21 protein-coding genes are annotated in these 24492 nt (G+C 61.1%); 9 read left to right on the top strand and 12 right to left on the bottom strand.

Annotated elements, in window-relative coordinates:
- Positions 1-83: 83 nt before the first annotated feature.
- Both HME9302_RS06945 and HME9302_RS06940 read left to right on the top strand, forming a co-directional pair.
- On the top strand, positions 84-647 hold the full coding sequence (locus HME9302_RS06945) for a hypothetical protein (protein WP_147270782.1): 564 nt from the start codon (positions 84-86) through the stop codon (positions 645-647).
- A gap of 137 nt (positions 648-784) precedes the next feature.
- Positions 785-2260 (top strand): DEAD/DEAH box helicase, encoded by a 1476-nt coding sequence (locus HME9302_RS06940; protein ID WP_115366415.1) that lies wholly within the window; start codon positions 785-787, stop codon positions 2258-2260.
- A 51-nt stretch (positions 2261-2311) separates the two neighbouring features.
- Here the strand turns inward: HME9302_RS06940 and HME9302_RS06935 are convergent, their stop codons facing one another.
- Positions 2312-4609, bottom strand: coding sequence for an ATP-dependent helicase (locus tag HME9302_RS06935; RefSeq protein ID WP_115367553.1), 2298 nt, complete (start codon positions 4607-4609; stop codon positions 2312-2314).
- A 133-nt stretch (positions 4610-4742) separates the two neighbouring features.
- Here HME9302_RS06935 and HME9302_RS06930 point away from each other — a divergent pair, with 133 nt between their 5' ends.
- A complete protein-coding gene (locus HME9302_RS06930) occupies positions 4743-5147 on the top strand; it encodes a GFA family protein (RefSeq protein ID WP_326833156.1) in 405 nt (134 codons plus the stop codon).
- 2 nt (positions 5148-5149) lie between these two features.
- Here the strand turns inward: HME9302_RS06930 and rsmD are convergent, their stop codons facing one another.
- Both rsmD and HME9302_RS06920 read right to left on the bottom strand, forming a co-directional pair.
- Positions 5150-5701, bottom strand: a complete 552-nt coding sequence (gene rsmD, locus HME9302_RS06925) for a 16S rRNA (guanine(966)-N(2))-methyltransferase RsmD (protein ID WP_115366414.1) — start codon at positions 5699-5701, stop codon at positions 5150-5152.
- Positions 5701-6447: a pseudouridine synthase gene (locus HME9302_RS06920; protein WP_115367551.1), complete on the bottom strand. Its 747-nt coding sequence runs from the start codon at positions 6445-6447 to the stop codon at positions 5701-5703. Before HME9302_RS06920 ends, rsmD begins: the two co-directional genes overlap by 1 nt.
- 163 nt (positions 6448-6610) lie before the next feature.
- On the opposite strand from HME9302_RS06920, the gene HME9302_RS06915 reads away from it, so the two are divergent.
- Together HME9302_RS06915 and HME9302_RS06910 are read left to right on the top strand one after the other, a co-directional pair.
- The gene (locus tag HME9302_RS06915) at positions 6611-7048 is read left to right on the top strand and encodes a ferritin-like domain-containing protein (RefSeq protein ID WP_115366413.1); all 438 of its coding nucleotides are present in this window, start codon (positions 6611-6613) and stop codon (positions 7046-7048) included.
- Between the two features lie 197 nt (positions 7049-7245).
- Positions 7246-8952, top strand: coding sequence for an AmpG family muropeptide MFS transporter (locus HME9302_RS06910; RefSeq protein WP_115366412.1), 1707 nt, complete (start codon positions 7246-7248; stop codon positions 8950-8952).
- A 10-nt stretch (positions 8953-8962) separates the two neighbouring features.
- Here the strand turns inward: HME9302_RS06910 and HME9302_RS06905 are convergent, their stop codons facing one another.
- From HME9302_RS06905 to purB, 8 genes are all read right to left on the bottom strand, one after another.
- Positions 8963-10246 (bottom strand): bifunctional folylpolyglutamate synthase/dihydrofolate synthase, encoded by a 1284-nt coding sequence (locus HME9302_RS06905; RefSeq protein ID WP_115366411.1) that lies wholly within the window; start codon positions 10244-10246, stop codon positions 8963-8965.
- Positions 10247-10274: 28 nt separating this feature from the next.
- A complete protein-coding gene (accD, locus tag HME9302_RS06900) occupies positions 10275-11123 on the bottom strand; it encodes an acetyl-CoA carboxylase, carboxyltransferase subunit beta (protein WP_115366410.1) in 849 nt (282 codons plus the stop codon).
- Positions 11120-11908 (bottom strand): tryptophan synthase subunit alpha, encoded by a 789-nt coding sequence (gene trpA, locus HME9302_RS06895; RefSeq protein WP_115366409.1) that lies wholly within the window; start codon positions 11906-11908, stop codon positions 11120-11122. Before trpA ends, accD begins: the two co-directional genes overlap by 4 nt.
- 177 nt (positions 11909-12085) lie before the next feature.
- Positions 12086-13297 carry a tryptophan synthase subunit beta gene (gene trpB / locus HME9302_RS06885; protein ID WP_115366407.1) on the bottom strand — a complete coding sequence of 404 codons (1212 nt, stop codon included), beginning with the start codon at positions 13295-13297 and terminating at the stop codon, positions 12086-12088.
- A 4-nt stretch (positions 13298-13301) separates the two neighbouring features.
- Positions 13302-13946 (bottom strand): phosphoribosylanthranilate isomerase, encoded by a 645-nt coding sequence (locus tag HME9302_RS06880; RefSeq protein ID WP_115366406.1) that lies wholly within the window; start codon positions 13944-13946, stop codon positions 13302-13304.
- Positions 13947-13985: 39 nt separating this feature from the next.
- Positions 13986-14660 carry an orotidine-5'-phosphate decarboxylase gene (gene pyrF, locus HME9302_RS06875; RefSeq protein WP_115366405.1) on the bottom strand — a complete coding sequence of 225 codons (675 nt, stop codon included), beginning with the start codon at positions 14658-14660 and terminating at the stop codon, positions 13986-13988.
- Positions 14653-15057: a DUF1049 domain-containing protein gene (locus HME9302_RS06870; protein ID WP_115366404.1), complete on the bottom strand. Its 405-nt coding sequence runs from the start codon at positions 15055-15057 to the stop codon at positions 14653-14655. Before HME9302_RS06870 ends, pyrF begins: the two co-directional genes overlap by 8 nt.
- A gap of 94 nt (positions 15058-15151) precedes the next feature.
- Positions 15152-16462, bottom strand: coding sequence for an adenylosuccinate lyase (gene purB, locus HME9302_RS06865; RefSeq protein ID WP_115366403.1), 1311 nt, complete (start codon positions 16460-16462; stop codon positions 15152-15154).
- Positions 16463-16649: 187 nt separating this feature from the next.
- Between purB and HME9302_RS06860 the strand changes: the two genes are divergently transcribed.
- A complete protein-coding gene (locus HME9302_RS06860) occupies positions 16650-19442 on the top strand; it encodes a DUF3857 domain-containing protein (protein ID WP_115366402.1) in 2793 nt (930 codons plus the stop codon).
- A 35-nt stretch (positions 19443-19477) separates the two neighbouring features.
- On the opposite strand, the gene radC is transcribed toward HME9302_RS06860, so the two are convergent.
- A complete protein-coding gene (gene radC / locus HME9302_RS06855) occupies positions 19478-20245 on the bottom strand; it encodes a RadC family protein (RefSeq protein WP_115367550.1) in 768 nt (255 codons plus the stop codon).
- 62 nt (positions 20246-20307) lie between these two features.
- Here radC and HME9302_RS06850 point away from each other — a divergent pair, with 62 nt between their 5' ends.
- From HME9302_RS06850 to HME9302_RS06840, 3 genes are all read left to right on the top strand, one after another.
- Positions 20308-23559, top strand: coding sequence for an intermembrane phospholipid transport protein YdbH family protein (locus HME9302_RS06850; RefSeq protein WP_115366401.1), 3252 nt, complete (start codon positions 20308-20310; stop codon positions 23557-23559).
- Positions 23556-23825 carry a YnbE family lipoprotein gene (locus HME9302_RS06845; RefSeq protein WP_326833155.1) on the top strand — a complete coding sequence of 90 codons (270 nt, stop codon included), beginning with the start codon at positions 23556-23558 and terminating at the stop codon, positions 23823-23825. The genes HME9302_RS06850 and HME9302_RS06845 overlap by 4 nt, the downstream gene beginning before the upstream one ends.
- Positions 23826-23911: 86 nt before the next feature.
- Complete coding sequence (locus HME9302_RS06840; RefSeq protein WP_115367548.1) at positions 23912-24271, top strand: YdbL family probable chaperone protein; 360 nt, start codon at positions 23912-23914, stop codon at positions 24269-24271.
- Positions 24272-24492: the final 221 nt, after the last annotated feature.

Here is a 24492-nt window from a genome sequence, read left to right as displayed (position 1 = left end):
TAAGCCCGCATTCAATGCCCGGGCCTATAGCGGCGGGACACGGCAATGGCGCCCACGCGAGGCAAAGGCTTTCAGACCCTTTCATGATAGCATTCTCATCCCTTTTGCTGGCACCGCTGGTGGCCCTGATGGCGCCGGTTGGCGTTTCGGCCCCCGATGGCGGGCGGGAGCGACAGTTTGCCCCGAAGGAAGAAGCGATCCGCGCGCAGGGCAAACCCAAGGGCATGATGTCGCTCGTGCCGTTGGAGCAAGAGCCGAAGACGTACCAGATACGTATCCAGCGCCGTGTGATCGTGCGCATCTCGCCACGCCGTTCAACCGGTCGACGCGATTTGGATGCGCAATCGGCCCAACCCGTCAATCAAACGCGCTTACGGCAACAGAAGATGGGCAAATGCTTGCCGGTAACCTCGATTGCCGGTGTCCAACCCGGGAATGACAACAAGCTGGTGCTGTTCCTGCGCAATAGGGGGCTGGTCGGGGTGCATCTGGACAAAGCTTGCCGGGCCAGGGATTTCTATTCCGGCTTTTATGTCGAGCGCAATTCCGATGGGCTGGTTTGCGCCGGTCGTGACATGTTGCAATCGCGTTCCGGGGCCAAATGCGATGTGGCGGAAATGGTCCGGCTGGTGGCTGTCCGTCAGTGATTCCTTGACTTCGCGTACGTTTGCGCGCAGGCGCGCCGGGCTGATAGGGCGCGGCGAATCCGTGTCCTGAATCCGGGCGGACGGCAGATGGTTCCATACCGTCATGCTCCGCCCCCCAATCCGGACACTACCGACATATGAACTTTGCCGACCTCGGCCTATCCGACAAATTGCTGCAAGCGGTTGAAACCGCTGGCTATACCGAGCCTACGCCGATCCAGGCCGAAGCCATTCCCGCCGTGCTGATGATGAAGGATCTCATCGGGATTGCACAGACGGGCACCGGCAAGACTGCCAGCTTCGTACTTCCCATGATCGACGTGCTGGCCAGCGGCCGCCGCCGGGCACGGATGCCGCGTTCGCTGATCCTGGAACCGACCCGCGAACTGGCTGCTCAGGTGGCCGAGAATTTCGAAAAGTACGGCAGCAACCACGATCTGAAGATGGCGCTGCTGATCGGCGGCGTGCAGATGGGCGACCAGGTGAAGGCGCTGGACGAAGGTGTCGATGTGCTAATTGCCACGCCGGGCCGCCTGATGGACTTGTTCGAACGCGGCAAGATCATGCTCAATGGGTGCGAATTGCTGGTCATCGATGAAGCCGACCGGATGCTCGACATGGGCTTCATCCCGGACATCGAATTTATCTGTGACAAGCTGCCCGAAGCGCGGCAGACAATGCTGTTTTCCGCCACCATGCCGCCACCGATCAAGAAGCTGGCTGACAAGTTTCTGACCAACCCGAAACAGATCGAAGTCAGCCGCGCGGCCAGCACGAACAAGAACATTACCGCGTTCAAGGTACTTACGAAGCCGCGGCAGAAGGCGGACACTCTGCGCTGGCTGCTGCGCAACGACCATGTCGAAACCGCGATTGTGTTTTCCAACCGCAAGACAACCGTGCGCGACCTCAACAAAAGCTTGCAGCGCGACGGTTTCAAGAGCGGCGAAATCCATGGCGACATCGATCAGGCGACCCGGCAGCAGGAGCTTGCCCGGTTCAAGTCCGGCGAGATCAACATTCTTGTCGCGAGCGACGTGGCCGCGCGCGGGCTGGACATCAAGGGTGTGAGCCACGTGTTCAATTATGACGCGCCCTGGCATCCGGACGACTATGTTCACCGGGTCGGCCGTACTGGCCGGGCAGGGGCCACGGGCCGCGCGTTCACACTAGTTACCGACGCCGACGCTGAAGCCATCGAGAACATCGAAAAGCTGACCGAGGGCGCAATTCCCACGTTTGGCAAAGACGATATCCGTGTTGAACTGGCCGACGGTCCAAAGGGCTCCGGCAAGGGTGAGAAGCCCAAGGCCGATCGCAAGCCACACGACAGCAAAGCTGGCGATGACACTGACAGGGCTGAGAAACCTCGCCGTGCTCGCCGAAACAACGCCCGCTCAGCGGATCGCCCTGCAGAAGACAGCTCTACGCAGCAGCCGGCGCGTGACGACCAGCCTAAGCGCGACGATCAGCCCAAGCGGAAACCTCGGACAGAGCGGAATGAAACGCCAAAGCCGCGCAAGGGTGGTGGTACAGTGCCTCCCGCCGACAAAGGCGAAGCTGGCGACTGGAACGGCCCGGTACCGGACTTCCTCGGCTTCAAGGCAACCTGACACCATACGGTTCGGCGGTCCTGAAGCGCCGACCGGGGGCCCTAAAACGCTTTAATCTTCAGCCAGTGTTACGAAGCTGTCCACGACGCGCTTCAAACCGCTGTTCTCGAATTCGATTTCCAGCTTGTTGCCGTCCTGATCCATTACAAACCCGTAGCCGAACTTGTCGTGAAACACCTTTGCGCCGACGGCGACATCGCTGCGCGGTTTGGCTGCGAAGCTGGCGGCGCTGCGGCGGCTTTCTGCGATGCGCGGTTGCTTTGTTTCATAGCCAGTAGCAAGGGCGCGCTGCCACCCCGGACCGCGTGCGCTTGATTTGTCAGGGCGGGCGGCGCTGACATGGGCGAACGGATCGTCGCTTTCCGACCAGTTGGCACGCCATAGGGATGCACCGCCGCTCATGGTCGTTTCGGCATCGTAATGCTCATCCGGCAGGTCGTCGACGAAGCGGCTGGGAATGGAGCTGGTCCACTGCCCGTAAATCCGCCGGTTTGCCGCATGCAGGATCGTGCATTTGCGCTTGGCCCGGGTGATCGCGACGTAGGCCAGCCTGCGTTCTTCTTCCAGACTGGCGAGCCCGCCTTCGTCGATTGCGCGCTGGCTGGGAAAGACGCCTTCCTCCCATCCGGGCAGGAATACGTTGTCAAACTCTAGCCCCTTGGCCGCGTGCATGGTCATGATGGTGACCTTTTCACCTTCATTGGCGCGGTCGTTTTCCATCACCAGCGAAACATGTTCGAGGAAATCGCCCAGCGTGGGATATTCCTCCATCGCGCGGGCCAGTTCGGAAATGTTCTCCTGCCGTCCGGCGCTGTCGGCGGATTTCTCCTTCTCCAGCATCTCGTTATAGCCGTTCTCGTCCATCACGGTCCGGAGGAGTTCGGCAGGCGACATCTGCTCGGACAATTCGCGCCAGTGCAGGAATTGCCGCATCAGCCCGCCGATGGTGTTGGCCGCACGTTTGGGCAGTTCGTCGCTGTCAGCCAGTTGCAACGAAGCCGCCGCGAGCGGCAACCCGGTGGCGCGGGCGTGCTGGTGCATCTTCTCCAATGTCTTTGCACCCAGACCGCGCTTGGGCTGATTGTAAATCCGTTCGAACGCAAGATCGTCCTGCGGCTGGGCGATGACCCGCAGATAGGCCAGCGCATCGCGGATCTCGGCACGTTCGTAAAAGCGGAAGCCACCGATGATCCGGTAGTTCAGACCGATCTGGATGAAGCGGTCCTCAAACTCCCGCGTTTGGTACTGCGCGCGTACGAGAATTGCGATTTCGTCCAACGAAGCGCCTTCGCGTTCCAGACGCTCGATTTCCTCGCCAACCCTGCGGGCTTCTTCAGGCGCGTCCCAAACGCCGATCACACGTAGCTTGTCGCCGCCCTCCTGTTCGGTCCACAGTTCCTTGCCTAGTCGCTGGCTGTTGGCATCGATCAGGCCGGATGCGGCGGCCAGGATTGGTTTGGTAGAACGGTAATTCTGTTCCAGCTTGACCACCTTGGCGCCGGGGAAATCCTTCTCGAACTTAAGGATATTAGCCACTTCAGCGCCGCGCCAGCTGTAGATGGACTGGTCGTCATCACCCACCACGCAGATATTCTTGCGCTCCTGCGCCAGCAGCCTCAGCCACAAATACTGCACCTGGTTGGTATCTTGATACTCGTCCACCAGGATATATTTGAAGCGTTTCTGATATTGCTTCAGCACCTCGGGTTCGCGGCGCAGAATGTTCAGCATGTGCAGCAGTAAGTCGCCAAAATCGCAGGCGTTCAAGGCCTTCAGCCGGTCCTGATAGGCAGTGTACATCTCCTGCCCCAGACCGTTGGCGTAACTTTCGTTTTCCACCTCACCCAGATCGGGCGGATTTAGGCCGCGGTTCTTCCAGCGGTCGATCAAGCCAGCCAGCTGGCGCGGTGGCCAGCGCTTTTCGTCGATGTCCTTGTCGCGGATCATCTGTTTGAGCAGACGCAACTGATCGTCCGTGTCGATGATGGTATAATTCGACTGCAGACCCACCAGCTCTGCATGGCGGCGCAACATCTTGGCGCCGATCGAATGGAACGTACCAAGCCACGGCATACCTTCCACCGCATCGCCGATATGCCGCCCGACCCGCTCGCGCATTTCACGGGCGGCCTTGTTGGTAAATGTGACACACAGGATTTCGCTTGGCCAAGCGAGGCGCATGGCGACCAGATGCGCAAGCCGTGCTGTCAACGCCGCAGTCTTGCCGGTACCCGCTCCCGCCAGCATCAGCACCGGGCCATCCGTGGTCAGCACCGCCTCCCGCTGCGGCGCGTTCAGCATCGCCGCATAAGGCGGCACATCCTGCTGGGCAGGAGCGTTCGGCGGCATGGATAGGTTTTCAGGCATCCGTGAACAGGTAGGGAACGGCGCGGATGCGGGCAAGGGCGCAACGGACCTTTCGCTCCGATGCTACGCGGCGTAGGGCAGCGCTTACGCCGCACTATGCGCGGTAAAAGGAGATATGCCGATGTTGGAAGGTAGCTGCCATTGCGGCGCGATCCGTTACGAAATCGCGGGCGACCCGATCAACCACATGCTGTGTCATTGCAGCGACTGCAGGCGGGCATCAGGCGCGCCGGTGGTCGGCTGGTTGATGGTGGACGACAAGGCGCTGACGATCGAGGGCGAACCTTCGATCTATGCGTCGTCCGAAAGCGGCAGGCGCCATTTCTGCGTGCAGTGCGGAACGGGGCTATTCTATTCCAATGCCGAAATGTTGCTGGGACTGGTGGACGTACAAAGCGCCACTCTGGACGAGCCAGAGAACATTCTGCCCGAGGCGCATATCCAGGTCGCTGACCGGATTGCATGGATGAACGATGTGCAAAAACTGCCGGAGCACCAACGATACCCGGAGCCCGAGTGATTTCAGTCGGCGTCAGTCAGCCGCATCAAGGTAAGCCGCGCCTTACCAACCTTGCGTTCCGCTTGCGCCGATAGTCCTTTCACATCGATGGTATCGCCGGGTCCGGTTTCGCAGGCGACCCACGTGGCCTCGCCAATCCACCCCAGCCGCAGCAGCCGTTGAAGCGCCACGGTGGTTGCCGTGGTGCCGTAAGGCGCATCCAGCAAAATCAGGTCATGCGGGGTTTTGGCCGGTCCGAGATCAAGCACCGAGCCGCCCCGAACAATTGCTCGCGTGCGGGCATCCAACGTACCCACATTTTTGCGGATAGCATCGAGCGCATCCCGGTCCTGCTCGACGAACAGGCAAGATGCGGCTCCTCGCGACAAAGCTTCCAGCCCCAGCGCGCCCGATCCCGAAAACAGGTCGGCAACCGACAAATCTTCAAAACTGCCAAGACGGCTGGCGAGCATATTGAATAGCGTCTCGCGCGTGCGATCCGCTGTGGGCCGCGTCGTCTCGCCCTTCGGCGCTGCCAGTTTGCGGCCGCGCCATTCGCCCGAAATTATTCGCATCAGCCCACCCGCATCAATTGTTTGCGAAAATACTCGACTTCTTTCTGCTTCACTTCAGCCGCCTGACCGCGCGCGAGATCTGTGAGTTCGAAAGGTCCATAGGCGGTCCGCATCAGGCGTGACACTTCAAGCCCAAGATGTTCCAGTACGCGGCGCACTTCGCGGTTCTTGCCTTCCGTCAGCGACAGTTCGATCCACTGGTTGCGTCCGGTCTTACGTTCCAGATTGGCGTCGATCCGGCCATATTGCACGCCATCAATCGTGATACCTTCGATCAGATCCTCCAACCGCGACTGCGAGATATCGCCATAGGCGCGGGCGCGATAGGTGCGCGGAATGCCGGTGCTGGGCAATTCCATCGCGCGTTTTAAAGCGCCGTCATTGGTCATCAGCAACAGACCCTCGGTAGCAAGATCGAGCCTGCCGATGGGCATCAGGCGCGGCGTCCCCTGCGGCAGCGCATTACGCAGGGCCGAATAAATGGTGGGGCGGCCAGAGAAGTCCCGTTCCGCCGTCAACAGGCCTGGCGGTTTATGAAAGCGGAACAGGCGCGGCGGTTCGGGTTTGCCGACAGGTTTCCCGTCGACCGTGACACCTTTCAAATCCGCGATGATGGTAGCGGGCGTTTCCAGCACCTTCCCGTCGATCGCCACGCGCCCGTCGCCAATCATTCGTTCGACCTCGCGGCGGCTGGCAATGCCGGCGCGGGCCAGTAGTTTGGCAATACGGTGGGTTTCTTCGGTCATGGTCGGCATTGTCCTTTGCGCGCCGATAGCCGCCTTTTCGTAACGCGCCAATCGCTTCGGCGCTTTCAGGCTGCTGGCTGCCGCACTATCGGAACAAAAGCGGGCCGTAGGTCATTGATCTTCCATACGCTCCATGGCGGGCGCACAATAATGGGGAATTGATATGACTAACGGACTTTCGACACTCGAAACGCTTACTGACACAACCATCGACAGCTGCATCGGTTATGAAAAGGCGTCTCAGAACGCAACTCATGCAGGGCTCAAGCAGACACTGCAGCAGCAGGGTCAAGAACGGCGTAAGCTGGTCGGTCAGATGAACCAGGAAATCAGCCGGTTGGGCGGTACGCCGCGTGACGATGGGACTTTTTCCGGTGGAGCGCACCGCGTTTGGACCGATATCACGACTGCATTCGGTGACAAGAACGAGAGCGCAGTCGAGCGCGTACAGGAAGGCGAAAGCTATCTCGAAGAAAAGTTCGAGGCCGCATTGAAGGATGACGATTTGCAACCTGAAACGCGTCAGCTCGTACAGCAGGCTCATCAGCAGGTATGCCAGGGCGAACGCCTTGCGGATCAGTTGGAACGCCAGTTCGACTAAATCTGCTTACGAATAAGCAACTCGGCCCGTCGATCCGCTTGGATTGGCGGGCCGAATTGCGTTTGAAGCCCCATTCATGGTGATTTTAGTAACCGATGTGTGAGGTTCACCTGATCCGGCATACATTCGCCTTTTCTTAATCGAGCGCTCCGCTAGGGTCGCGCGCAACGATTTTTCCGACAAAGGATGCCGAACTTATGGCCGCAGCCGATACCGCGAATACGAAACCGGGCTGGCGCAAGGTGCTTACTGCTTTGGGGCAAGCGAAGACTGCGTACATGCTGTTGTTCGGATTTGCGGCCGGGCTTCCCTACGCATTGTTGCTGGGCACGTTGTATGCGTGGCTGTCGGATGCGGAAGTCGATCTGGAGACCATGGGCGTGTTCTCGCTCATCGGGCTGGCATATGCATTCAAGTTCCTGTGGTCGCCCGCACTCGATCGCTTAAATATTCCCGTCCTGCGCAAGCTGGGCAAACGCAAGCAGTGGATCGTAACAGCGCAAGTCTTGCTGGGTGCCATTCTGGTCATTCTGTCCATGCTCGATCCGGTCGGCCAACTCGGCTGGTTCAGCCTGCTGGCAGGTATCGGCGCGTTCGCCAGTGCAACTCAGGACGTGGTGATCGATGCCTGGCGCGTGGATGTGGCGGATGAAGTCGCCACGATCGACATCCTGTCTACGGTCTATCAGATGGGTTACCGGATCGCGGCGCTGGTTGGCGGCGCGCTGGCTTTGTTCCTGGCAGAACGGACCGATTGGCCTACCGTGTACCTGACGATGGGTGCGATCATGCTGCTGGTCGGTCTGTCCGGCCTGTGGGCACCAGACGCGAACGCTCGCAAAGGTGCAGTCGATACGTCGGACGAGCTTGGTTTCCTGCGTCAGCCGGGCCAGATCGCGCCGCGCATCCGCATGTGGGCGCTCATCGTGGTGGGCGCGTTATGGGCGTGGGCGCTGGCTACGGTCGGCGTATTTATGGTGCAATCGCTCGCCAGCACACCCGAGGCGCGGCCCGATTCCGTCGCATTCATTTCGACCATGGGGCCGCTTATCGTAGTGGCGACAGTTGTCATCCCTGCACTGGTTGCGGCCTGGCTGGTACGCACCGAACGTCGCGGAGAGTATCTTCTGGCGGAGGAGGCTCCGGCGCAATCGGGGGCCGACCGGCTGGTCGATCATCTCTATCGGGCTCTGGTCCTGCCGCTGACGGACTTTGTCGGCCGCATGGGCTGGGCATTGATTATCGTTCTGGCGCTGGTGCTGACCTACCGCATCACGGATGCGATTTGGGGCAGCTTTGCCTATCCGTTCTACCTGGGCGAGCTGCAATATACAAAGGACGAGGTCGCAGTGGCGTCGAAATTCTTCGGTGTCGGGGCGCTGCTGATCGGGCTGGCACTGGGCGGCTATCTTCTCACCTCCATCGGCCGGATGCTGACACTGACGCTGGGCGCATTTCTAGCGGCCATCACCAACCTCCTTTACGCCGATCTGGCGCGGGGCGGGGCGGTCGTGCAGACTGTCAGTGATGTGAGTGGTTTCTCTTGGCTGGTCGCACAGATGGGTGGCGACGGCAGGCTGGCGAAGCTGATGATGGCGATTGCTGGCGAAAACATCGCCGTCGGTATCGCCGGGGCCGCGTTCGTGGCGTATCTCTCCAGCATCGTCTCGCGCGGGTATAGCGCTGTGCAATATGCGCTGTTGTCCTCGCTGACGTTGCTGGTGGGTACACTGGGCCGCGGTGCGCTGGGCCAGATGATCGAGGAGCGCGGCTATTTCGATGTGTTCCTGCTGACCACGGCCATCGGAATGTTCGCCGTGGTGCTGTGCATCATCGAATGGATCAGGATTGCGCGTAACGGACGAAGCCAGAACGCGCCGCCGCCGGAGCCTGCGCTCGCGTAAGTCGCGCAGTTCAGTTCGGCAACTCGCCGGTCAACCGCAGAACCTCTCCCGCGAGGTAAAGCGATCCTGCGACTAGCACCGGCACACCATCGGCGGGTAACTTCGCGATGGCGTCCGCAACGTCATTCGCGCTGGCCGCGGTTCGACCGAACGCCGCGTGGGCATGGTAGTCATGATGCGGCACCGGCACGGCAGTAATGCTGAGCAAGCTATTTTGCATGGGTTCGATCAATGCCGCTGGGTCCTTGCTGGACAACATTCCGATAACAAGATGCACACGGCGACCTGCAAAGTGCTGAGCAAGCGCAATACCAGCGGATCGATTGTGCCCGCCATCCAGCCATACTTCCCGGTCGCCTGTCAGCGAAGATCGAGAGAGGCGCTGCAACCGCGCGGGCCAGTTTGCTGAACGGATCCCTGCGGCAAGCGCAGCCGCCGATACGCTCACGAAATCCTGATGCCGTAACATGGCGACTGCCAGCGCTGCGTTCTCCGCCTGATGCGCGCCGGGCATGGCTGGCCGGGGCAGCACAAGCTCGCCATGCCTGTCCGCATAATACAACAGCGTATCGGCACTGGTATGCCATTCTCGCCCGCGCATCGCGAGCGGCGCTCCGGCCGCCATCGCAGCGCGCTCGATCTCCAATGTAGGACCTTCAGGGTACGACAGCGTGACCAGCGGACAGCCGCGTTTCGTTATCCCCGCCTTCTCGAACGCTATTCGAGACAGCGCATCGGTCGGCGCGCCATCCTCCGGTGCCAGCAGGAACTGTTCGTGATCAATACCCAGCGCTGCTACGCCGCAGGCCGCGGGATGAGGCAGGACATTGGTGGCATCGAACCGTCCGCCAAGGCCCACTTCGACCACACAGACATCCGCCGGTTCGCGTGCAAACGCGGTAAAGGCAGCAGCAATAGTGACTTCGAAAAAACTTGGCGCAAGGTCTTCGCCCACATCCAGGACCTCGGCCAAAAGCGCGGCGAGCGTGCCGTCGGCAATCAACTCGCCGCTCAACCGAATACGCTCGTTGTAGCGAACAAGGTGCGGGCTGGTCGTGACGTGCACACGTTTGCCATCGGCTTCCAGCATTGCGCGCAGAAAGGCGCAAACGGAGCCCTTGCCGTTGGTACCGGCGACATGGAACACAGGCGGCAGCCGCAGATGCGGATCGTCCAGACGTTCCAGCAGAGCGCGAATCGTATCGAGGCTAAGGCGGCCTTGCGGCAGCGAGAGGTTTGCCAGCCGGTCGAGCTGGCGCTGCACTCGTGGGTCTGCATGAACGGCGAAATCCATCGATCCGGTCCTGCTTAATCCGTCGCGGTCAAGCAGCCGCCTTCGGCGTCAGATAATCAAGCACGAGCGCCAGCCGTTCGCGCAGATCGGTGCGGTGAACGACCATATCGACCATGCCGTGCTTGTACAGATATTCGGCGCGCTGAAACCCGTCGGGCAATTGTTCGCGGATGGTATCCTGAATCACCCGCTGTCCGGCAAAACCGATCAGCGCTCCGGGTTCGGCAATTTGAATATCGCCAAGCATGGCGTAGCTGGCGGTGACGCCGCCGGTCGTCGGGTCGGTCAGCACTACGATGTAGGGCAGGCCCGCCTGTTTCAGGCGCCGGGTCATCACGGTCGCCTTGGGCATTTGCATCAGGCTGAGTATACCTTCCTGCATCCGGGCGCCGCCCGCCGCCGTCACCACGATATAGGCGCATCCCCGGTCTAGAGCTCGCTGGGCGCCTGCGCAGAACGCGTTGCCGACAGCCATCCCCATGGACCCGCCCATGAAGCCAAAGTCCTGCACCCCGACGACTGCCCGACGCCCCTCAATCGCGCCGCTGCCCACACTGAAAGCGTCGCGGTGTGGGTTCTTGGCGCGGGCCTGTTTCAGGCGTTCGGTGTATTTCTTGGTATCCTTGAACTTGAGCGGGTCTTCCTTGACCTCGGGCTGTTCAAGCATTTCGTACCCGGTGTCGAGAAGTTGCGACAGGCGCAAATCCGCGCCGATGCGGCCATGGTGATCGCAGCGCGGGCAGACGCGCAGGTTCGCGTCATACTCCTTGGCGAACAGCATTTCGCTGCAACCGGGGCATTTGACCCATAGGTTGTCAGGCGTCTCCCGCTTGGCGACGAAGGGGAGGGAATTGCGAACGCGATCGAGCCAGCTCATGTGGTGTCCTTTCGCGCAGAATGCACCGCTTCGGCAAGAGCCGCAGTCAATTTGCGTAAGTGTTCAGGTGCGCTATCGCCATGCTCGCCCACCAGTTCGACGAGAGCGGACCCGACGACAACACCATCGGCAACTTCCGCGATCGCAGCAGCCTGTTCCGGTGTGCGCACGCCGAAACCGACCGCGACCGGCAGGTCGGTGGAGGCCTTGAGACGCGCCACGGCGTCAGCAATGCTGGCGGTGCCCGCCTGCTGCTTACCCGTGATGCCCGCAACGGAAACGTAATAGACGAAGCCATCGGACCCCTCCAACACCTGCGGCAGACGCTTTGCATCGGTTGTCGGTGTGGCGAGGCGAATGGGCGCGATACCCTTCGCGCGGAGGGCAGGGCCGAGGGCATCGTCCTCCTCAGGCGGAATATCCACGCAGATTACGCCGTCCACGCCCGCTTTGGCGCATTCCTCCGCAAACCATTCCGGTCCGCGTCGCACCATCGGATTGGCGTAGCCCATCAGCACTAGCGGGATGTCCGAGTGACGTTGGCGGAAAGCAGCTGCCGTAGCGAAAATGTCGGCCGTGGTCGTGCCCTTGCCGAGCGAGCGGATGTTGGCCTGCTGGATAGCGGGGCCGTCCGCCATCGGATCGGTGAACGGCATTCCGAGTTCGATTACGTCCGCACCGCCTGTAACCAGAGCATCGAGATTGGCGGCTGTGTCTCCGTCACCAGCGGTGACAAAAGTGACAAGAGCGGGGGTGGCGAATGACGAGGAGAGGCGGTTACTCATTCGATGAGACTTTACTGTTTCTCATATTGTGCAAGAGGACAGCCATCAAGCTGCCCAAACCTGCACCCAATATCGGGTAGAACGACCGGTCAGTTCGCTCGTCAAGGACAAGTAATAAAAAGTGCATCACCCCTAAGATGATGAAAACGCCTTTTATCCAGAGCCAGCCAGACTTTTTCATATCTCCACCCCTAGCGCCTCGGCCACGGTAAAGATGTCCTTGTCGCCGCGTCCGCACAGGTTCGCCAGGATGATGGCATCATCCGGCATATCGCCCGCGATCTTCGAGACGGCCGCGATTGCGTGAGCCGGCTCAAGCGCGGGGATAATGCCCTCGGTTCGGCATAGCAGTTTAAAACCGTCCAGCGCTTCGTCGTCGGTGACGCTGGTGTAGTCCACGCGGCCGGAATCTTTCAGCCAAGCGTGTTCGGGACCGATGCCAGGGTAGTCGAGACCTGCGCTGATCGAGTGGCCATCGGTGATCTGGCCGTCCTCGTCCTGCAGCAGATAGGTGCGGTTGCCGTGCAGTACGCCGGGTGCTCCGCCGGTCAGGCTGGCGGCATGTTCGTCGCCGTTGAGGCCATGTCCGGCCGCTTCCACGCCGAGCATTTTTACGTCCGCATCGTCGAGGAAGGGGTGGAACAGCCCCAGCGCGTTCGACCCGCCGCCGATGCAGGCGACCAGCAGATCGGGCAGGCGGCCTGTCCGGTCGAGCATCTGCGCGCGTGCTTCAGTGCCGATTACGCTTTGGAAATCGCGTACCATTTCAGGGTAGGGATGCGGGCCGGCAGCCGTGCCGATAATGTAGAACGTGTCGTGCACATTGGCGACCCAGTCGCGCAGCCCCTCGTTCATCGCGTCCTTCAGCGTGGCACCGCCGCTGGTCACTGGGATGACCTCGGCACCCAATAGCTTCATGCGGAACACATTGGGTTGCTGCCGGGCCACGTCGGTCGCACCCATGTAGATCACGCATGGCAGGCCGAAGCGTGCGCAGACGGTCGCAGTGGCGACCCCATGCTGCCCCGCACCGGTTTCCGCGATGATGCGCGTCTTGCCCATCCGGATCGCGAGCAGGATTTGCCCGATGCAATTGTTGATCTTGTGCGCGCCGGTGTGATTGAGCTCGTCTCGCTTGAACCAGATTTGCGCTCCACCGACAGCTTCCGTCAACCGCTCCGCATGATAGAGCGGGGAAGGGCGGCCGACATAGTGTTCGAGTAGATCGTCGAACTCGGCCTTGAACGCCGGATCGGCCTGCGCGGCGCGATATTCGCGTTCCAGATCAAGCACCAGCGGCATCAGCGTTTCGGCGACATAACGCCCGCCGAACTGGCCGAAATGGCCTCGCTCATCTGGTTGGTTACGGAAGGAATTTGGGGCGTTCATAGTGTCATCCTGCTGTGCGAGCCGCCTCGCAGAAGGCGCGTATCAAGTCCACATCCTTCACGCCCGGCGCGCTTTCAACGCCGCTCGACGTGTCGAGCAGTGACGTCCGCGTTTCGCGCACCGCGTCATGCACCGTGGCTGGCGTCAATCCGCCGGCCAACCCCCATGGCAAACTGCCGCGATAGTTCTGGAGCAGGGACCAGTCGAAGGTCAGTCCCATGCCGCCCGGAAGCGCAGAACCTTTGGGCGTCTTGGCATCGAACAGCAGGAAATCCGCAACTTGGTCGTAGCGCAAGGCTGATGCGACGTCATCCGCATTGGAGACGGGCAACGCCTTCCACACCGGAAGCCCGAAGCCGCGGCGAATCTCTGCCACTCGGCCCGGACTTTCCTCACCATGCAACTGGATCGCATCGAGCTTTTTCGACTCTATAGCCACTGCAAGCTCTTGATCGGTTGGTTCCACGAAAACACCGACTAAAGTAATACGGCCCGCCGCGCGACCGGCTAAAGCGGTAGCAGTGCCGATATCGACGAAGCGCGGCGAGGGCGGATAGAAATTAAGCCCGACATGGGTCGCCTGCGCCGCGATCGCCGCGTCCAGCGCAGCAGCGGTGGTAATCCCACAAATTTTGACGTCCGGTATCATGTCAGCAGGATCGAAGATGAAGTGGCGAAATTGGCCGCGTCAAAGCGTCGCTTCGATGGCGCGGGCGGCTTCGGCAGGGTCGTCGGCCTTGCTGATGGGGCGCCCGATCACCAGCACGCCCGCACCATCGTCGCGCGCTTCGCGCGGGGTGACGACGCGCTTCTGATCGCCCGAATTCCCGCCTTTGGGGCGTAATCCGGGGACCACGAAAAAGCCGTGCTTCCACTGCTTGTGAACGGCGCCCACTTCCTTGCCCGAACATACGATCCCGTCGAGGCCGGACTTTTCGGCCAGTTCCGCCAGTCGCATGACCTGATCATGGGCCCCGCCGGTGATCCCGGTACGCTCCATGTCACGTTGGTCCAGGCTTGTGAGCATGGTGACCGCCACGACGCGCGTGTTTTCTCCGGCGGCTGCCTTGGCGTCTTCCATCATGGCGCGCCCGCCGCTCGCATGGACGGTTACGATGGCCGGTTCCAACACATGGATCGCCTGCATCGCGCCCGCGACAGTGTTGGGAATGTCGTGAAATTTCAGGTCTAAAAAGATCGGCAGACCAAGATGCGCGATTTCGTGCACGCCATGCATTCCATGTGCGCAGAAAAATTCCAGCCCCAGTTTCACACCGCCTATATGCGGGGCGACCTTGCGAACCAAAGCCTTCGCAGCATCGAGCTGCGGAACATCCAGCGCCAGATAAACCGGATTAGACATTACGGTCGTCATCCAGCGTGGTTTCGGGGCGGATGGTTTCCGAGCGCGGCGGCAGGTCTTGCGAAGTCAGCGGATTTCGTGCGGCGTTGCCATCCGGCCCGGCAGCTTCCTGTTTGCCCAAAGCATCCTGCACGTTCTGCTGATCGTAGCGCGCCTGCGTCCGCTGGGCTTCCTCCAGCGCGGCGATGCGCCGCGTGAGCCGCCACTTGGCACCGCGATGCAGCAGCCACATCGGAACGAGGCCAAGCAGGAACGCGACAATGACAAGCGCCGGAACCTTGGTTTCCAGTACCAGATTGTCCCAGATGGTGACTTCGACCGGCTTCCAGTTGAAGAACGAAAACAGCAGCAGCCCAACCAGCAAAATGACCCAGACAACCGTGCGCATGACCTGCATTTGTCGTTTCCTCTTTCCAGTGCTGTGCCAACGCTAGAGGGGGTGGGGGATACAGTCCAGTATCCACCAGTCAGCGCCGTTATGCAGCGCGCTTTTATCCGAACACACGATCGAAGATATGGTCGATCTGTTTGAAGTGGTAATCGAGGTCGAACCGTTCTTCTAACTGTTCGTCGGTCAGCGCAGCGGTGACCTCGTCATCCTGCTTCAGCAGTTCGAGCAGCGATGTGCGCCCGTCCGATTCCCAGACCTTCATCGCATTGCGCTGCACCAACCGGTATGCATCTTCGCGGCTGACACCGTTCTGGGTAAGCGCCAGCAGGACGCGCTGCGAATGGATCAAGCCGCCCATGCGGTCCATGTTCGCCTGCATTCGTTCGGGATAGACCAGCAGCTTGTCGATCACGCCGGTCAGCCGCTTAAGCGCGAAATCCAGCGTGATTGTGGCGTCAGGACCGATGAAACGTTCGACGGAAGAATGCGAGATATCCCGCTCGTGCCACAGCGCCACGTTTTCCAGCGCGGGGAGGGCATAGGCGCGGATCATGCGGGCCTGCCCGGTCAGGTTCTCGGTCAGGATCGGGTTGCGTTTGTGCGGCATTGCGCTGGAACCCTTCTGCCCGGGTGCGAAGTATTCCTCCGCTTCCAGCACTTCCGTCCGTTGCAAATGGCGCACTTCCACGGCCAACCGCTCGATACTGCCCGCGATAACCGCCAGCACGCTGAAGAACATGGCGTGCCGGTCACGCGGGATTACCTGTGTGCTGACGGGCTCGGGCGTCAGGCCAAGCTTGTCGGCGACATATTCCTCCACCGAGGGATCGATATTAGCGAAAGTGCCGACCGCGCCGGAAATGGCGCAGGTCGCGATTTCCGCGCGCGCTGCTACCAGCCGGGTACGGCAGCGGTCGAATTCGGCGTAAGCCTGCGCCAGTTTCAATCCGAAAGTGACGGGTTCGGCATGAATGCCGTGGCTGCGCCCGATCGTGGGCGTGAATTTGTGCTCAATCGCCCGGCGCTTGATCGCGGCCAGCAGCTCATCGAGATCGGCCAGAAGCAGGTCCGATGCGCGGGCTAGTTGTACCGCAAGGGTGGTATCCAGCACATCGGAGCTGGTCATACCCTGATGCATGAAGCGAGCCTCATCGCCCACATTGTCCGCCACCCAAGTAAGAAACGCGATGACATCGTGCTTGGTCACCGCCTCGATCGCGTCGATAGCCTCGACATCCACCTTCGGGTTTGTCGCCCACCAGTCCCACAACGCTTTGCCCGCGCTTTCCGGAACCACGCCCAGCCTGCCCAGCTTCTCGGTGGCATGGGCCTCGATCTCGAACCAGATGCGGTATTTCGCTTCCGGCTCCCAAATGGCGGTCATTTCGGGGCGGGCGTAACGGGGGACCATGATTTACTCCGGATCGGATCGTTTTGCGGTGTAGTCTTTCAGGGAAGGGCCGCTAGGCTGCATCCGGCAGGTGTTCAAGTCGTGTGCGCCGGCGGCGGCATTGAGTTGTATATAAACTGCTGTTAATTCAGGCAGTGGACAAGAATGGGGCGGCGTTTTTCGTACACGAGCCCCTTGGGGAATTACTATGATGCGTCACACATTTGCCGCCAGCATTGCGGCAGTCACCCTTATTGTCGCTCAGCCGGCCATGGCGGGTGAGGAAGTGCTGTATGGCGATGTACCGGCCTGGGTCACGCCGATGGAACTGGCCGTCGATCCCGATGAACGGCAGATGTTCGCGCTCGCCAACCAGCAGATCCGCATGGAAGACGGAGTTGTTACGCAGTATCAGGACGTCGCGATACGGCTGGATACACCGCAATCGCTGACCCAGATGGGCACGATTACGGCTGGCTGGATGCCGGACAAGGGCGATTTGACGATCCACCGCGTGGAACTGATCCGGGACGGGCGGGTCGTGGACGTGTTGGCCGATGGGCAGACCTTCGAAGTGCTTCGGCGCGAGGCCGGGCTGGAGCGCCGCCTGCTGAACGGGCAGCTTACCGCGACGATTGCGATCAAGGGCGTAGAAGTAGGCGATACGCTTCGCTTTGCGTATAGCACCACGTTGAGCGATCAGGCGCTGGGCGAGGATATGCAGGTCCTCACCGGGCTTATGACCGATCCCGTTCCGCTGGAGCGTGGGCGGGTCACGTTGTCCTGGCCGGAAGGCGAAACCGTCCATTACCAGGCAATGCGCGGGGTGGACCTTGGCAAGCCGGAAACGCGGGATGGGTACAACTGGCTTAGCGTGGACATGCCGCTCGAAGAGCTGGAGGACATGCCATATGACGCACCGCAGCGGTTCCGCGCACCGCTGATCCTGCAGGCGACCACGCTGGCGAACTGGAGCGAATTGTCGCAATTGATGGCGCCGGTGTTCAGCAGCGAGGGCGCCATTGCGGATGGCAGCCCGCTTGCAGCAGAAGTGGCGAAGATCGCCGCGCTGCCGGGCGACGACCTTACCCGTACAGCCGCCGCGTTGCAGCTGGTGCAGGAAGAAGTGAGCTATCTCCTTAACGGTCTGAACGGCGGCAATTACATCCCGCAGCAGCCTGCCGAAACCTGGGAACTGCGCTACGGCGACTGCAAGGCGAAGTCGCTGCTGTTGCTGTCGATCCTGCAGGAACTGGGCATCGACAGCGAAGTCGTGCTAGTGCACAGCTCCCGCGGGGATGTCGTGCCGCATATGGCGCCGCTCGCGGGCGCATTCGACCATATGATCGTGCGCGCCGAGATCGGCGGCAAGGAATATTGGCTGGATGGCACAGGCGGCAATGCGCGCGTGCAAACGCTGGACCGCGCGCCAGATTTCGTCTGGGCGTTGCCAATCCGCGCAGAGGGCAGCGATCTTGTGCCGATCAATCGCGACACATGGTCGGTTCCGGGCGAAAAGGTAACAGTGGCTATCGACCAGACGGCTGGGGTTATGGTGCCTGCGCTGGTCAATATTCGGATCGAACTTGACGGGGATAGGGCAGCCCGGTGGCGAAGTGCCGATACACAGCTCACGCCCGACAAGTTGGAAGACGCCATCGATGGCGCGCTATCGAGTGCGGTTGGCACCGCGCAGATTTACGAAAGCGACATGGAATTCGACGAGGTCACCGGTCGGGCGGTCCTGACGGGTAGGGGCTTAATGACCACGCTGTTCCGCGAAAGCGACGGAAAGCAGGAATACAAGGCTTCGATCCAGCCGGCGAACAGTATCAGTTTTTCGCCCGACCGTGCTAAACAGGAATGGCGTGAGATACCTGTCAGGGTGCGCGGTTCCGGTTCCGAAAGACTGGCACTGTCCGTGCTGTTGCCGCAGGATCGCGGGAGTTTCACCTTCCGCGGGAAAGAGGCGATCGATCGGCTGGTGGCAGGCTACAAGATCGTTTCGCAGGCTGAGCTTTCGGGTGGCCGATTGGAGCTCGATCAGACGGTGTCCGTCGTGGCCGACGAAATCGCTCCCGACCGGATCGGTGCAGAGCGCCGCGCAGCAAGATTGCTCGATCGCGATTTGCCCGCTGTCGAGGCGTCGCGCGATGTCCGGCAGGTTTGGGAATACACTGGCAAGGATCGCAGCCGGCTGGCGAAGATCGAGGCGGCTTATGCAAGGCTGCTTGAACGCGATGACGAAGATGAAACCATCAACATCATCAACCGTGCAAACTTCCGCCGCGGGGTTTCGGACCACAGGGGTGCGGTAGAGGATTTCACCCGCGCGCTGGCCATCGAAGAAGACACTGAGGTATTGCTGATGCGCGCCTGGCACCGGATGCAGCTTGGCGAGTACGAATTGGCACTGGCGGACTACCGCAAGGTGGAACAGCTTGCGCCGACAGGCGGAACTTACTCCGCGCAGGCTCAGGCGCTTCGTTATCTTGGGCGTAATGACGAGATTGGCGCACTGGTTACCGAGGCGAGCCTGATCGCTACAACGGACCTTGCCGGCTCCCTTGGCGAAGCGCAGCTCCTCGGTTGGCAGGGCAAAGGCAGCGAAGGTCTCGCCATCTTGATGGACGAGCATTCGCTCAATCCCGACAACGATATGCTGGATAACGAAGTCTGCTGGAACGCGGCGATGTGGGACCTCGTTACCCGCGAAAATTTCGCTTATTGCACGGACGCGGTCGAGAAAGGCGCGGAATCCCTGGCCGCACTGGATAGCCGAGCGCTGGCCTATTATCGTCTGGGCGAATTCGACCGCGCTCTGGCCGATCTCGACAAGGTGCTGGATCGCAAGCCCGACCAGATGGCGTCGCGCTATTTACGCGGAGTGATCCGGAAGGAGGCTGGTCTAGATGGCGGCGGTGAAGACATCGCATTGGCGCTGTCCGTCCGCCCTGCCTTGCGTGACGAGTATGCGGTGTACGGTGTCGGTGCGGACTAATGTTCCGATGACGAGGCGGCCTCGACTTCGCCGCGTCAAATAACGCCTTTTGCCTTCAACGAAACGTGGCCTTGTTTACCGATAATGACGTGATCGTGCACCACGATCCCCAGATGTTTGCCGGCTTCCATAATACGATGCGTGATCGCGATATCCGCGCGGCTGGGTTCGGGATTGCCGCTGGGGTGATTATGGACGAGGATCATCGCCGAGGCCCCCACGTCGAGCGCGCGTTTCATCACTTCGCGCGGGTGAATAGCCGCCTCGTCGATAGTACCCTCTTGCGCCAGATGGTCTGAAATCAGCCGGTTGCGTGTATCGAGATACAGGACCCTGACGCGTTCCGCAGTCAGGTGCGCCATATCCACGGACAGATAATCGAGCAGGGCTTGCCAACTGCCCAGCACGGGCTTGTCCATGACGTCGCTTCGCATCATGCGCCGCGCCGCCAGTGCAACGGATTTCAGCGCTGCCGCGCTCGTCTCCCCAACCCCGGTCACCTGTTGCAACGCGCCTGGTTCCGCATTCAGCACGCCCGGCAGCGATCCGAAATGCGCGAGCAAAGCCTTGGCCACGCCTTTGGTGTCTCCTTGCCGCATGGCGGCAAACAGCAGATATTCCAACACTTCGTAATCAGCCAGCGCCTCGGCCCCGCCATCCAGCAACCGCCGGCGCAGGCGGGCGCGATGCCCGTCGCCGTCATGACGCTGCTTACTGCGCGACTTCTCGCTGGCACCCGGCGTGGCACTATCCTCCGTCGGTTTTCCCAACGCTTCAGTATCAGGCAATCTGTTATCCGCCATGCATACCCCTTGCTTGCCGCGTGCATTGCCTTTGACCGGCGTTGCGCGCAAGTGGGGGACCCATGGCCGCCAGCGCGAACGACACCGAAATGCCCAGCGAGGAGCCGCGCCGGACCGGTCGCAAACGCCGGTTGGTGAAGCGCACGCTATTGGCGGTGGTGATCGCACTGGCTGCCGCGATCGCGATAGGCTGGTCCAGCCGTGACAGCATTGCGGACAGGCTGATCGAAGACCAGCTTGCCGAGCTCGGCCTACCGGCGACCTACCAGATCGAACGCACCGGGGTGGACCGGCAAGTGCTGACCAACGTGGTGATCGGCGATCCGGCACGCCCCGACCTTACTATCAGGCGCATCGTAGTGATGTTGGAGCACCGCTTCGGCTATCCTGAAATCGGCCGCATCACGCTTGTCGAACCCCGTCTTTATGGCAGCTATCGCGGCGGCAAGCTTAGCTTCGGTACGCTCGACAAGGTTCTGTTTGCCGAGGATGGAGAGGGCGGTCTTCCCGATGTCGATATTGCTCTGCGCGACGGACGGGCTTTGCTGCAGACCGATTACGGCCCGGTTGGCATCAAGGCAGAAGGCGAGGGCGTGCTGGCAGACGGGTTCGCGGGGATCGTCGCAATTGCAGCGCCGGACCTTGCGTTTGCACAGTGTTCGGCCACGGGTTCGTCCGTTTATGGAAAGTTGCGGATCGATGACGGGAAGCCGTTGTTCGAGGGTCCGATCCGGGTAGCCAAGCTAAAATGTCCGGACGCTGGAGCGCAGGTTGCAGGGCTCGCGTTGAACGCGGAACTGGCAGGCGGCGCTGACTTTGCCAGCATCGATGGTACCGCCGCGCTCGAAGCGCGCGCTCTTTCGATCCAAGATGCATCGGTTGGGCAGGCGTTAGGCGACCTCAAGCTCGCATGGCGCGATGGCGGTCTTGATCTCGATTACGATATATCGGGTCGCCGCGGCAGGTTCGGCGCAATCGCGGCCGGAAGGATCAACCTTGAAGGAGCACTGCGCGCCCGGGAAACGTTTGGGCGCATCGAGGCGACCGCACGTGTTGAAGGCAGCGGTCTCGACACCGGCAATCTTACCGGCAGCGCGCTTGATCAGCTGGCCACAGCGGCGGAGGGAACGCTGCTTCGGCCGCTGCTCGGTAAGTTCCGGTCGGCACTGGCGAGTAACCTACCCGGCGGCACGTTTGGTGCCGATTTAACGGTTCGCAAAACAGGTTCGGCGCTGACGGTGCTGGTACCCGAGGGGCGCGTTCGCAACCGTAGTGGTCCGACCCTGCTGTCCGTATCACAAGTTCGCTTGAGCGAGCTGGGACCCGGCGTTCCGCGCTTCAGCGGCAATTTCGCGATTGCTGGTCCAGATATGCCGCAGATTAGCGGCCGTATGGAGCAGCGTGCGGCCGGTACACCGGTACTGGCCGTTAGGATGGCCGAGTATCGCGCGGCCAACTCGTCTCTGGCAGTCCCCGAACTGGTCGTGTCGCGTCGCGGGGACGGGTCGCTGAGCTTCAACGGCGCAATCGAAGCGAGCGGCGCGCTGCCGGGCGGATACGCTCGCGGGATGCGGCTGCCGGTCGTCGGCACCTATGACCGAAATGGTACACTCGCGTTGTGGCGCAGCTGCACGCGCATCGCTTTCCGGCGGCTTGAGTTTGCTGATGGGGCACTCGACGGCCAGTCGCTCACCCTGTGTCCTGCGCGAGGGCGCCCGATCCTACGCGCCGGTGCAGATGGGTTTTCCTTCGCTGCGGGCGCGTCCTCGCTCAACCTGTCAGGCACATTGGCAGGAACGCCGATCCGAGTGGCCAGCGGCCCGATGGGCGTGGCCTATCCCGGTAAGCTGAGTGCGCGCAGCCTCGATGTAACGCTTGGCAAGGCAGGGTCCGCCAGCCGTTTTACTATCGACAACCTCTCTGCCAATCTTTCCGGCGACGCCTTTGCGGGACAGTTTGCCGATGCCGTTATTACGCTCGACGCAGTACCGCTGGATATCGAGCAAGCCAGCGGCCGGTGGGCCTATCGCGGCGGACGGCTGGACATCGCGGACGCCACTTTCAGTCTATTGGACCGCAAGGTCGAAGATCGGTTCGAGCCCTTGCTGGCATCGGGTGCCAAGCTCACATTGGCCGACAGCGTCATCACCGCGTCCGCTCCGCTGCGCGAACCGGACAGCGGACGACTGGTGCTGGTGGCCGACCTTATCCACGATCTGCGCAACAGTACGGGTAGTGCAGACCTGAACGTCCCTGAATTACTGTTCGACGATGCCATGCAACCGATCGATCTGACGCGCCTCGCACTGGGCGTCGTGGCCGATGTGAAGGGTTCCGTCGTCGGGCAGGGGCGGATCGACTGGTCGCCGCAAGCCGTGACGAGTTCGGGGCGTTTTACGACCGCTGGCCTGGATCTTGCCGCTGCATTCGGGCCGGTCACTGGTGCGTCAGGTACGATTGTGTTCGACGACCTTCTGGGCATGACAACCGCGCCGGACCAGCGGTTGGCGGTCAAGGTCGTCAATCCCGGTATCGAGGTGTTCGACGGCGCGCTCTTGTACGAATTACGAGATGGACAGTTCCTTGCGGTGAAGGGCGGACAATGGCCATTTCTCGGCGGCGAGCTGGTACTGCGGCCGGTCACGCTGGATTTGCTGACGGAGGAAACGCGGCGCTACGTGCTCGACATAACCGGCCTGGATGCAGCGGAGTTCATCGGCCGTATGGAGCTTTCCAATCTCGATGCGAGCGGGCGGTTCGATGGGCAAATTCCGCTGGTGTTCAATCCTGAAGGCAATGGCGCGGTCGTCGGCGGCAGGCTGGATGCACGGCCGCCGGGCGGCAACCTGTCTTACGTCGGCGCGCTGACCTACGAGGATATGACCCCTTACGCCAACTTCGCTTTCGATGCGCTCAAATCGCTGGATTTCAAGGCTATGTCGATCGGAATGGACGGGCCGCTGACGGGTGAGATCGTCACCAAAGTGCGGTTCGACGGCGTTTCGCAAGGGGCCGGTACTCGCAGCAATATCATCACCAGGCGCATCGGCGCACTGCCGATCCGCATGAACGTGAATATCCGCGCGCCGTTCTACCAGCTGATCGCATCGTTCAAGTCGCTTTACGATCCGGCTTCGGTTCGCGATCCGCGTTCGCTGGGGCTGATCGATGCCGACGGCAATCGCCTGCAAACGCGCATTCTCGAGAGTGAATTGCCGATAGATGAGCCGGGGGCGGTACCGACGTCGCCGCGCGCAGTACTACCACAACCTGCCAAGCCCGTTCAGGACGAAGAAAGCGAGATATTGCCATGATAGCCACCAACTTGACCCGGTTTGGGCGGAATGCGACTGGTATGGCCATGATCGAGCAAGGCTCCACCAGTCCAATCGCTGCGCGGAAATGGCTGACCAGCGCGCTTGTCGCGGCGGGATGTCTGGCAATAAGCGGCTGCGTTACGGTGAACGCGCCGGAGGATGCGATCGTGATCGAACTTAATATCAATATCCAGCAAGAGGTCATTTATCGGCTGGCTGCGGATGCGGGACGCACGATCGAAGACAACGCCGATATTTTCTGATGGAGACCAACATGTTCGACCAAATCTTGCGCTCGACAAAATCTCAGGCAGGCTCGGCACGAGGGTTTGGCCGCGCTGGCGCGGGCATGATCGCTGGCGCGCTACTCGTGGCCAGTCTTTCCGTGCCTGCCAGCGCCCAGCGTGATCCGGCCTACGCACAAGCCCGCGCCGCCGGCCTCGTCGGCGAAAAGATGGATGGCTATCTCGGAATTGTGGGCGCCGAAACTGAAGAGCTCCGCCGCATCGTCAAGCATATCAATGCGCAGCGTCGTTCTGTATATTTCGAACGCGCCAAAGCCACCGGCTCCACACCGGAAGCATACGCACTCACCTCCGGCTGTCAGGCGATTGCGCGTACCGTACCGGGGGAAAAGTATCAGGCGCCAGATGGAACCTGGCAGGATCGCACTTCTGCCCCGCCGATGCGGGATAGTCGTTGCCCGTAACGCAATCGCGCCATGCCGTAAGGTAAGCTGCTTGGACCGGGCGGGGTAGCCAACCTATAGCAATAAAACGAAAGGGTGTTTGCGTATGTCGCAGACACCCTTTTTCATAGCTTCGGTGCTTGAACCCGAGGTGCAAAACCTGTGCCGACACCGCCACATGTGTTGACTCGATTCGGCCCCCCGCCTAAGGGGTGCGCGCCCTTGGCGGGCCCTTTTCGCGC

Source organism: Alteripontixanthobacter maritimus (assembly GCF_003340475.1).
GTDB classification, from domain to species: domain Bacteria; phylum Pseudomonadota; class Alphaproteobacteria; order Sphingomonadales; family Sphingomonadaceae; genus Alteripontixanthobacter; species Alteripontixanthobacter maritimus.
This window is presented reverse-complemented; position numbering and strand designations above follow the sequence as displayed.

Excerpts from the sequence above, each read along its gene's own strand:
- HME9302_RS06945 (WP_147270782.1), top strand. The coding sequence starts at position 84 with ATGATAGCATTCTCATCCCTTTTGCTGGCACCGCTGGTGGCCCTGATG.
- HME9302_RS06940 (WP_115366415.1), top strand. The coding sequence starts at position 785 with ATGAACTTTGCCGACCTCGGCCTATCCGACAAATTGCTGCAAGCGGTT.
- HME9302_RS06935 (WP_115367553.1), bottom strand. The coding sequence starts at position 4,609 with ATGCCGCCGAACGCTCCTGCCCAGCAGGATGTGCCGCCTTATGCGGCG.
- HME9302_RS06930 (WP_326833156.1), top strand. The coding sequence starts at position 4,743 with ATGCCGATGTTGGAAGGTAGCTGCCATTGCGGCGCGATCCGTTACGAA.
- rsmD (WP_115366414.1), bottom strand. The coding sequence starts at position 5,701 with ATGCGAATAATTTCGGGCGAATGGCGCGGCCGCAAACTGGCAGCGCCG.
- HME9302_RS06920 (WP_115367551.1), bottom strand. The coding sequence starts at position 6,447 with ATGACCGAAGAAACCCACCGTATTGCCAAACTACTGGCCCGCGCCGGC.
- HME9302_RS06915 (WP_115366413.1), top strand. The coding sequence starts at position 6,611 with ATGACTAACGGACTTTCGACACTCGAAACGCTTACTGACACAACCATC.
- HME9302_RS06910 (WP_115366412.1), top strand. The coding sequence starts at position 7,246 with ATGGCCGCAGCCGATACCGCGAATACGAAACCGGGCTGGCGCAAGGTG.
- HME9302_RS06905 (WP_115366411.1), bottom strand. The coding sequence starts at position 10,246 with ATGGATTTCGCCGTTCATGCAGACCCACGAGTGCAGCGCCAGCTCGAC.
- accD (WP_115366410.1), bottom strand. The coding sequence starts at position 11,123 with ATGAGCTGGCTCGATCGCGTTCGCAATTCCCTCCCCTTCGTCGCCAAG.
- trpA (WP_115366409.1), bottom strand. The coding sequence starts at position 11,908 with ATGAGTAACCGCCTCTCCTCGTCATTCGCCACCCCCGCTCTTGTCACT.
- trpB (WP_115366407.1), bottom strand. The coding sequence starts at position 13,297 with ATGAACGCCCCAAATTCCTTCCGTAACCAACCAGATGAGCGAGGCCAT.
- HME9302_RS06880 (WP_115366406.1), bottom strand. The coding sequence starts at position 13,946 with ATGATACCGGACGTCAAAATTTGTGGGATTACCACCGCTGCTGCGCTG.
- pyrF (WP_115366405.1), bottom strand. The coding sequence starts at position 14,660 with ATGTCTAATCCGGTTTATCTGGCGCTGGATGTTCCGCAGCTCGATGCT.
- HME9302_RS06870 (WP_115366404.1), bottom strand. The coding sequence starts at position 15,057 with ATGCAGGTCATGCGCACGGTTGTCTGGGTCATTTTGCTGGTTGGGCTG.
- purB (WP_115366403.1), bottom strand. The coding sequence starts at position 16,462 with ATGGTCCCCCGTTACGCCCGCCCCGAAATGACCGCCATTTGGGAGCCG.
- HME9302_RS06860 (WP_115366402.1), top strand. The coding sequence starts at position 16,650 with ATGATGCGTCACACATTTGCCGCCAGCATTGCGGCAGTCACCCTTATT.
- radC (WP_115367550.1), bottom strand. The coding sequence starts at position 20,245 with ATGGCGGATAACAGATTGCCTGATACTGAAGCGTTGGGAAAACCGACG.
- HME9302_RS06850 (WP_115366401.1), top strand. The coding sequence starts at position 20,308 with ATGGCCGCCAGCGCGAACGACACCGAAATGCCCAGCGAGGAGCCGCGC.
- HME9302_RS06845 (WP_326833155.1), top strand. The coding sequence starts at position 23,556 with ATGATAGCCACCAACTTGACCCGGTTTGGGCGGAATGCGACTGGTATG.
- HME9302_RS06840 (WP_115367548.1), top strand. The coding sequence starts at position 23,912 with ATGATCGCTGGCGCGCTACTCGTGGCCAGTCTTTCCGTGCCTGCCAGC.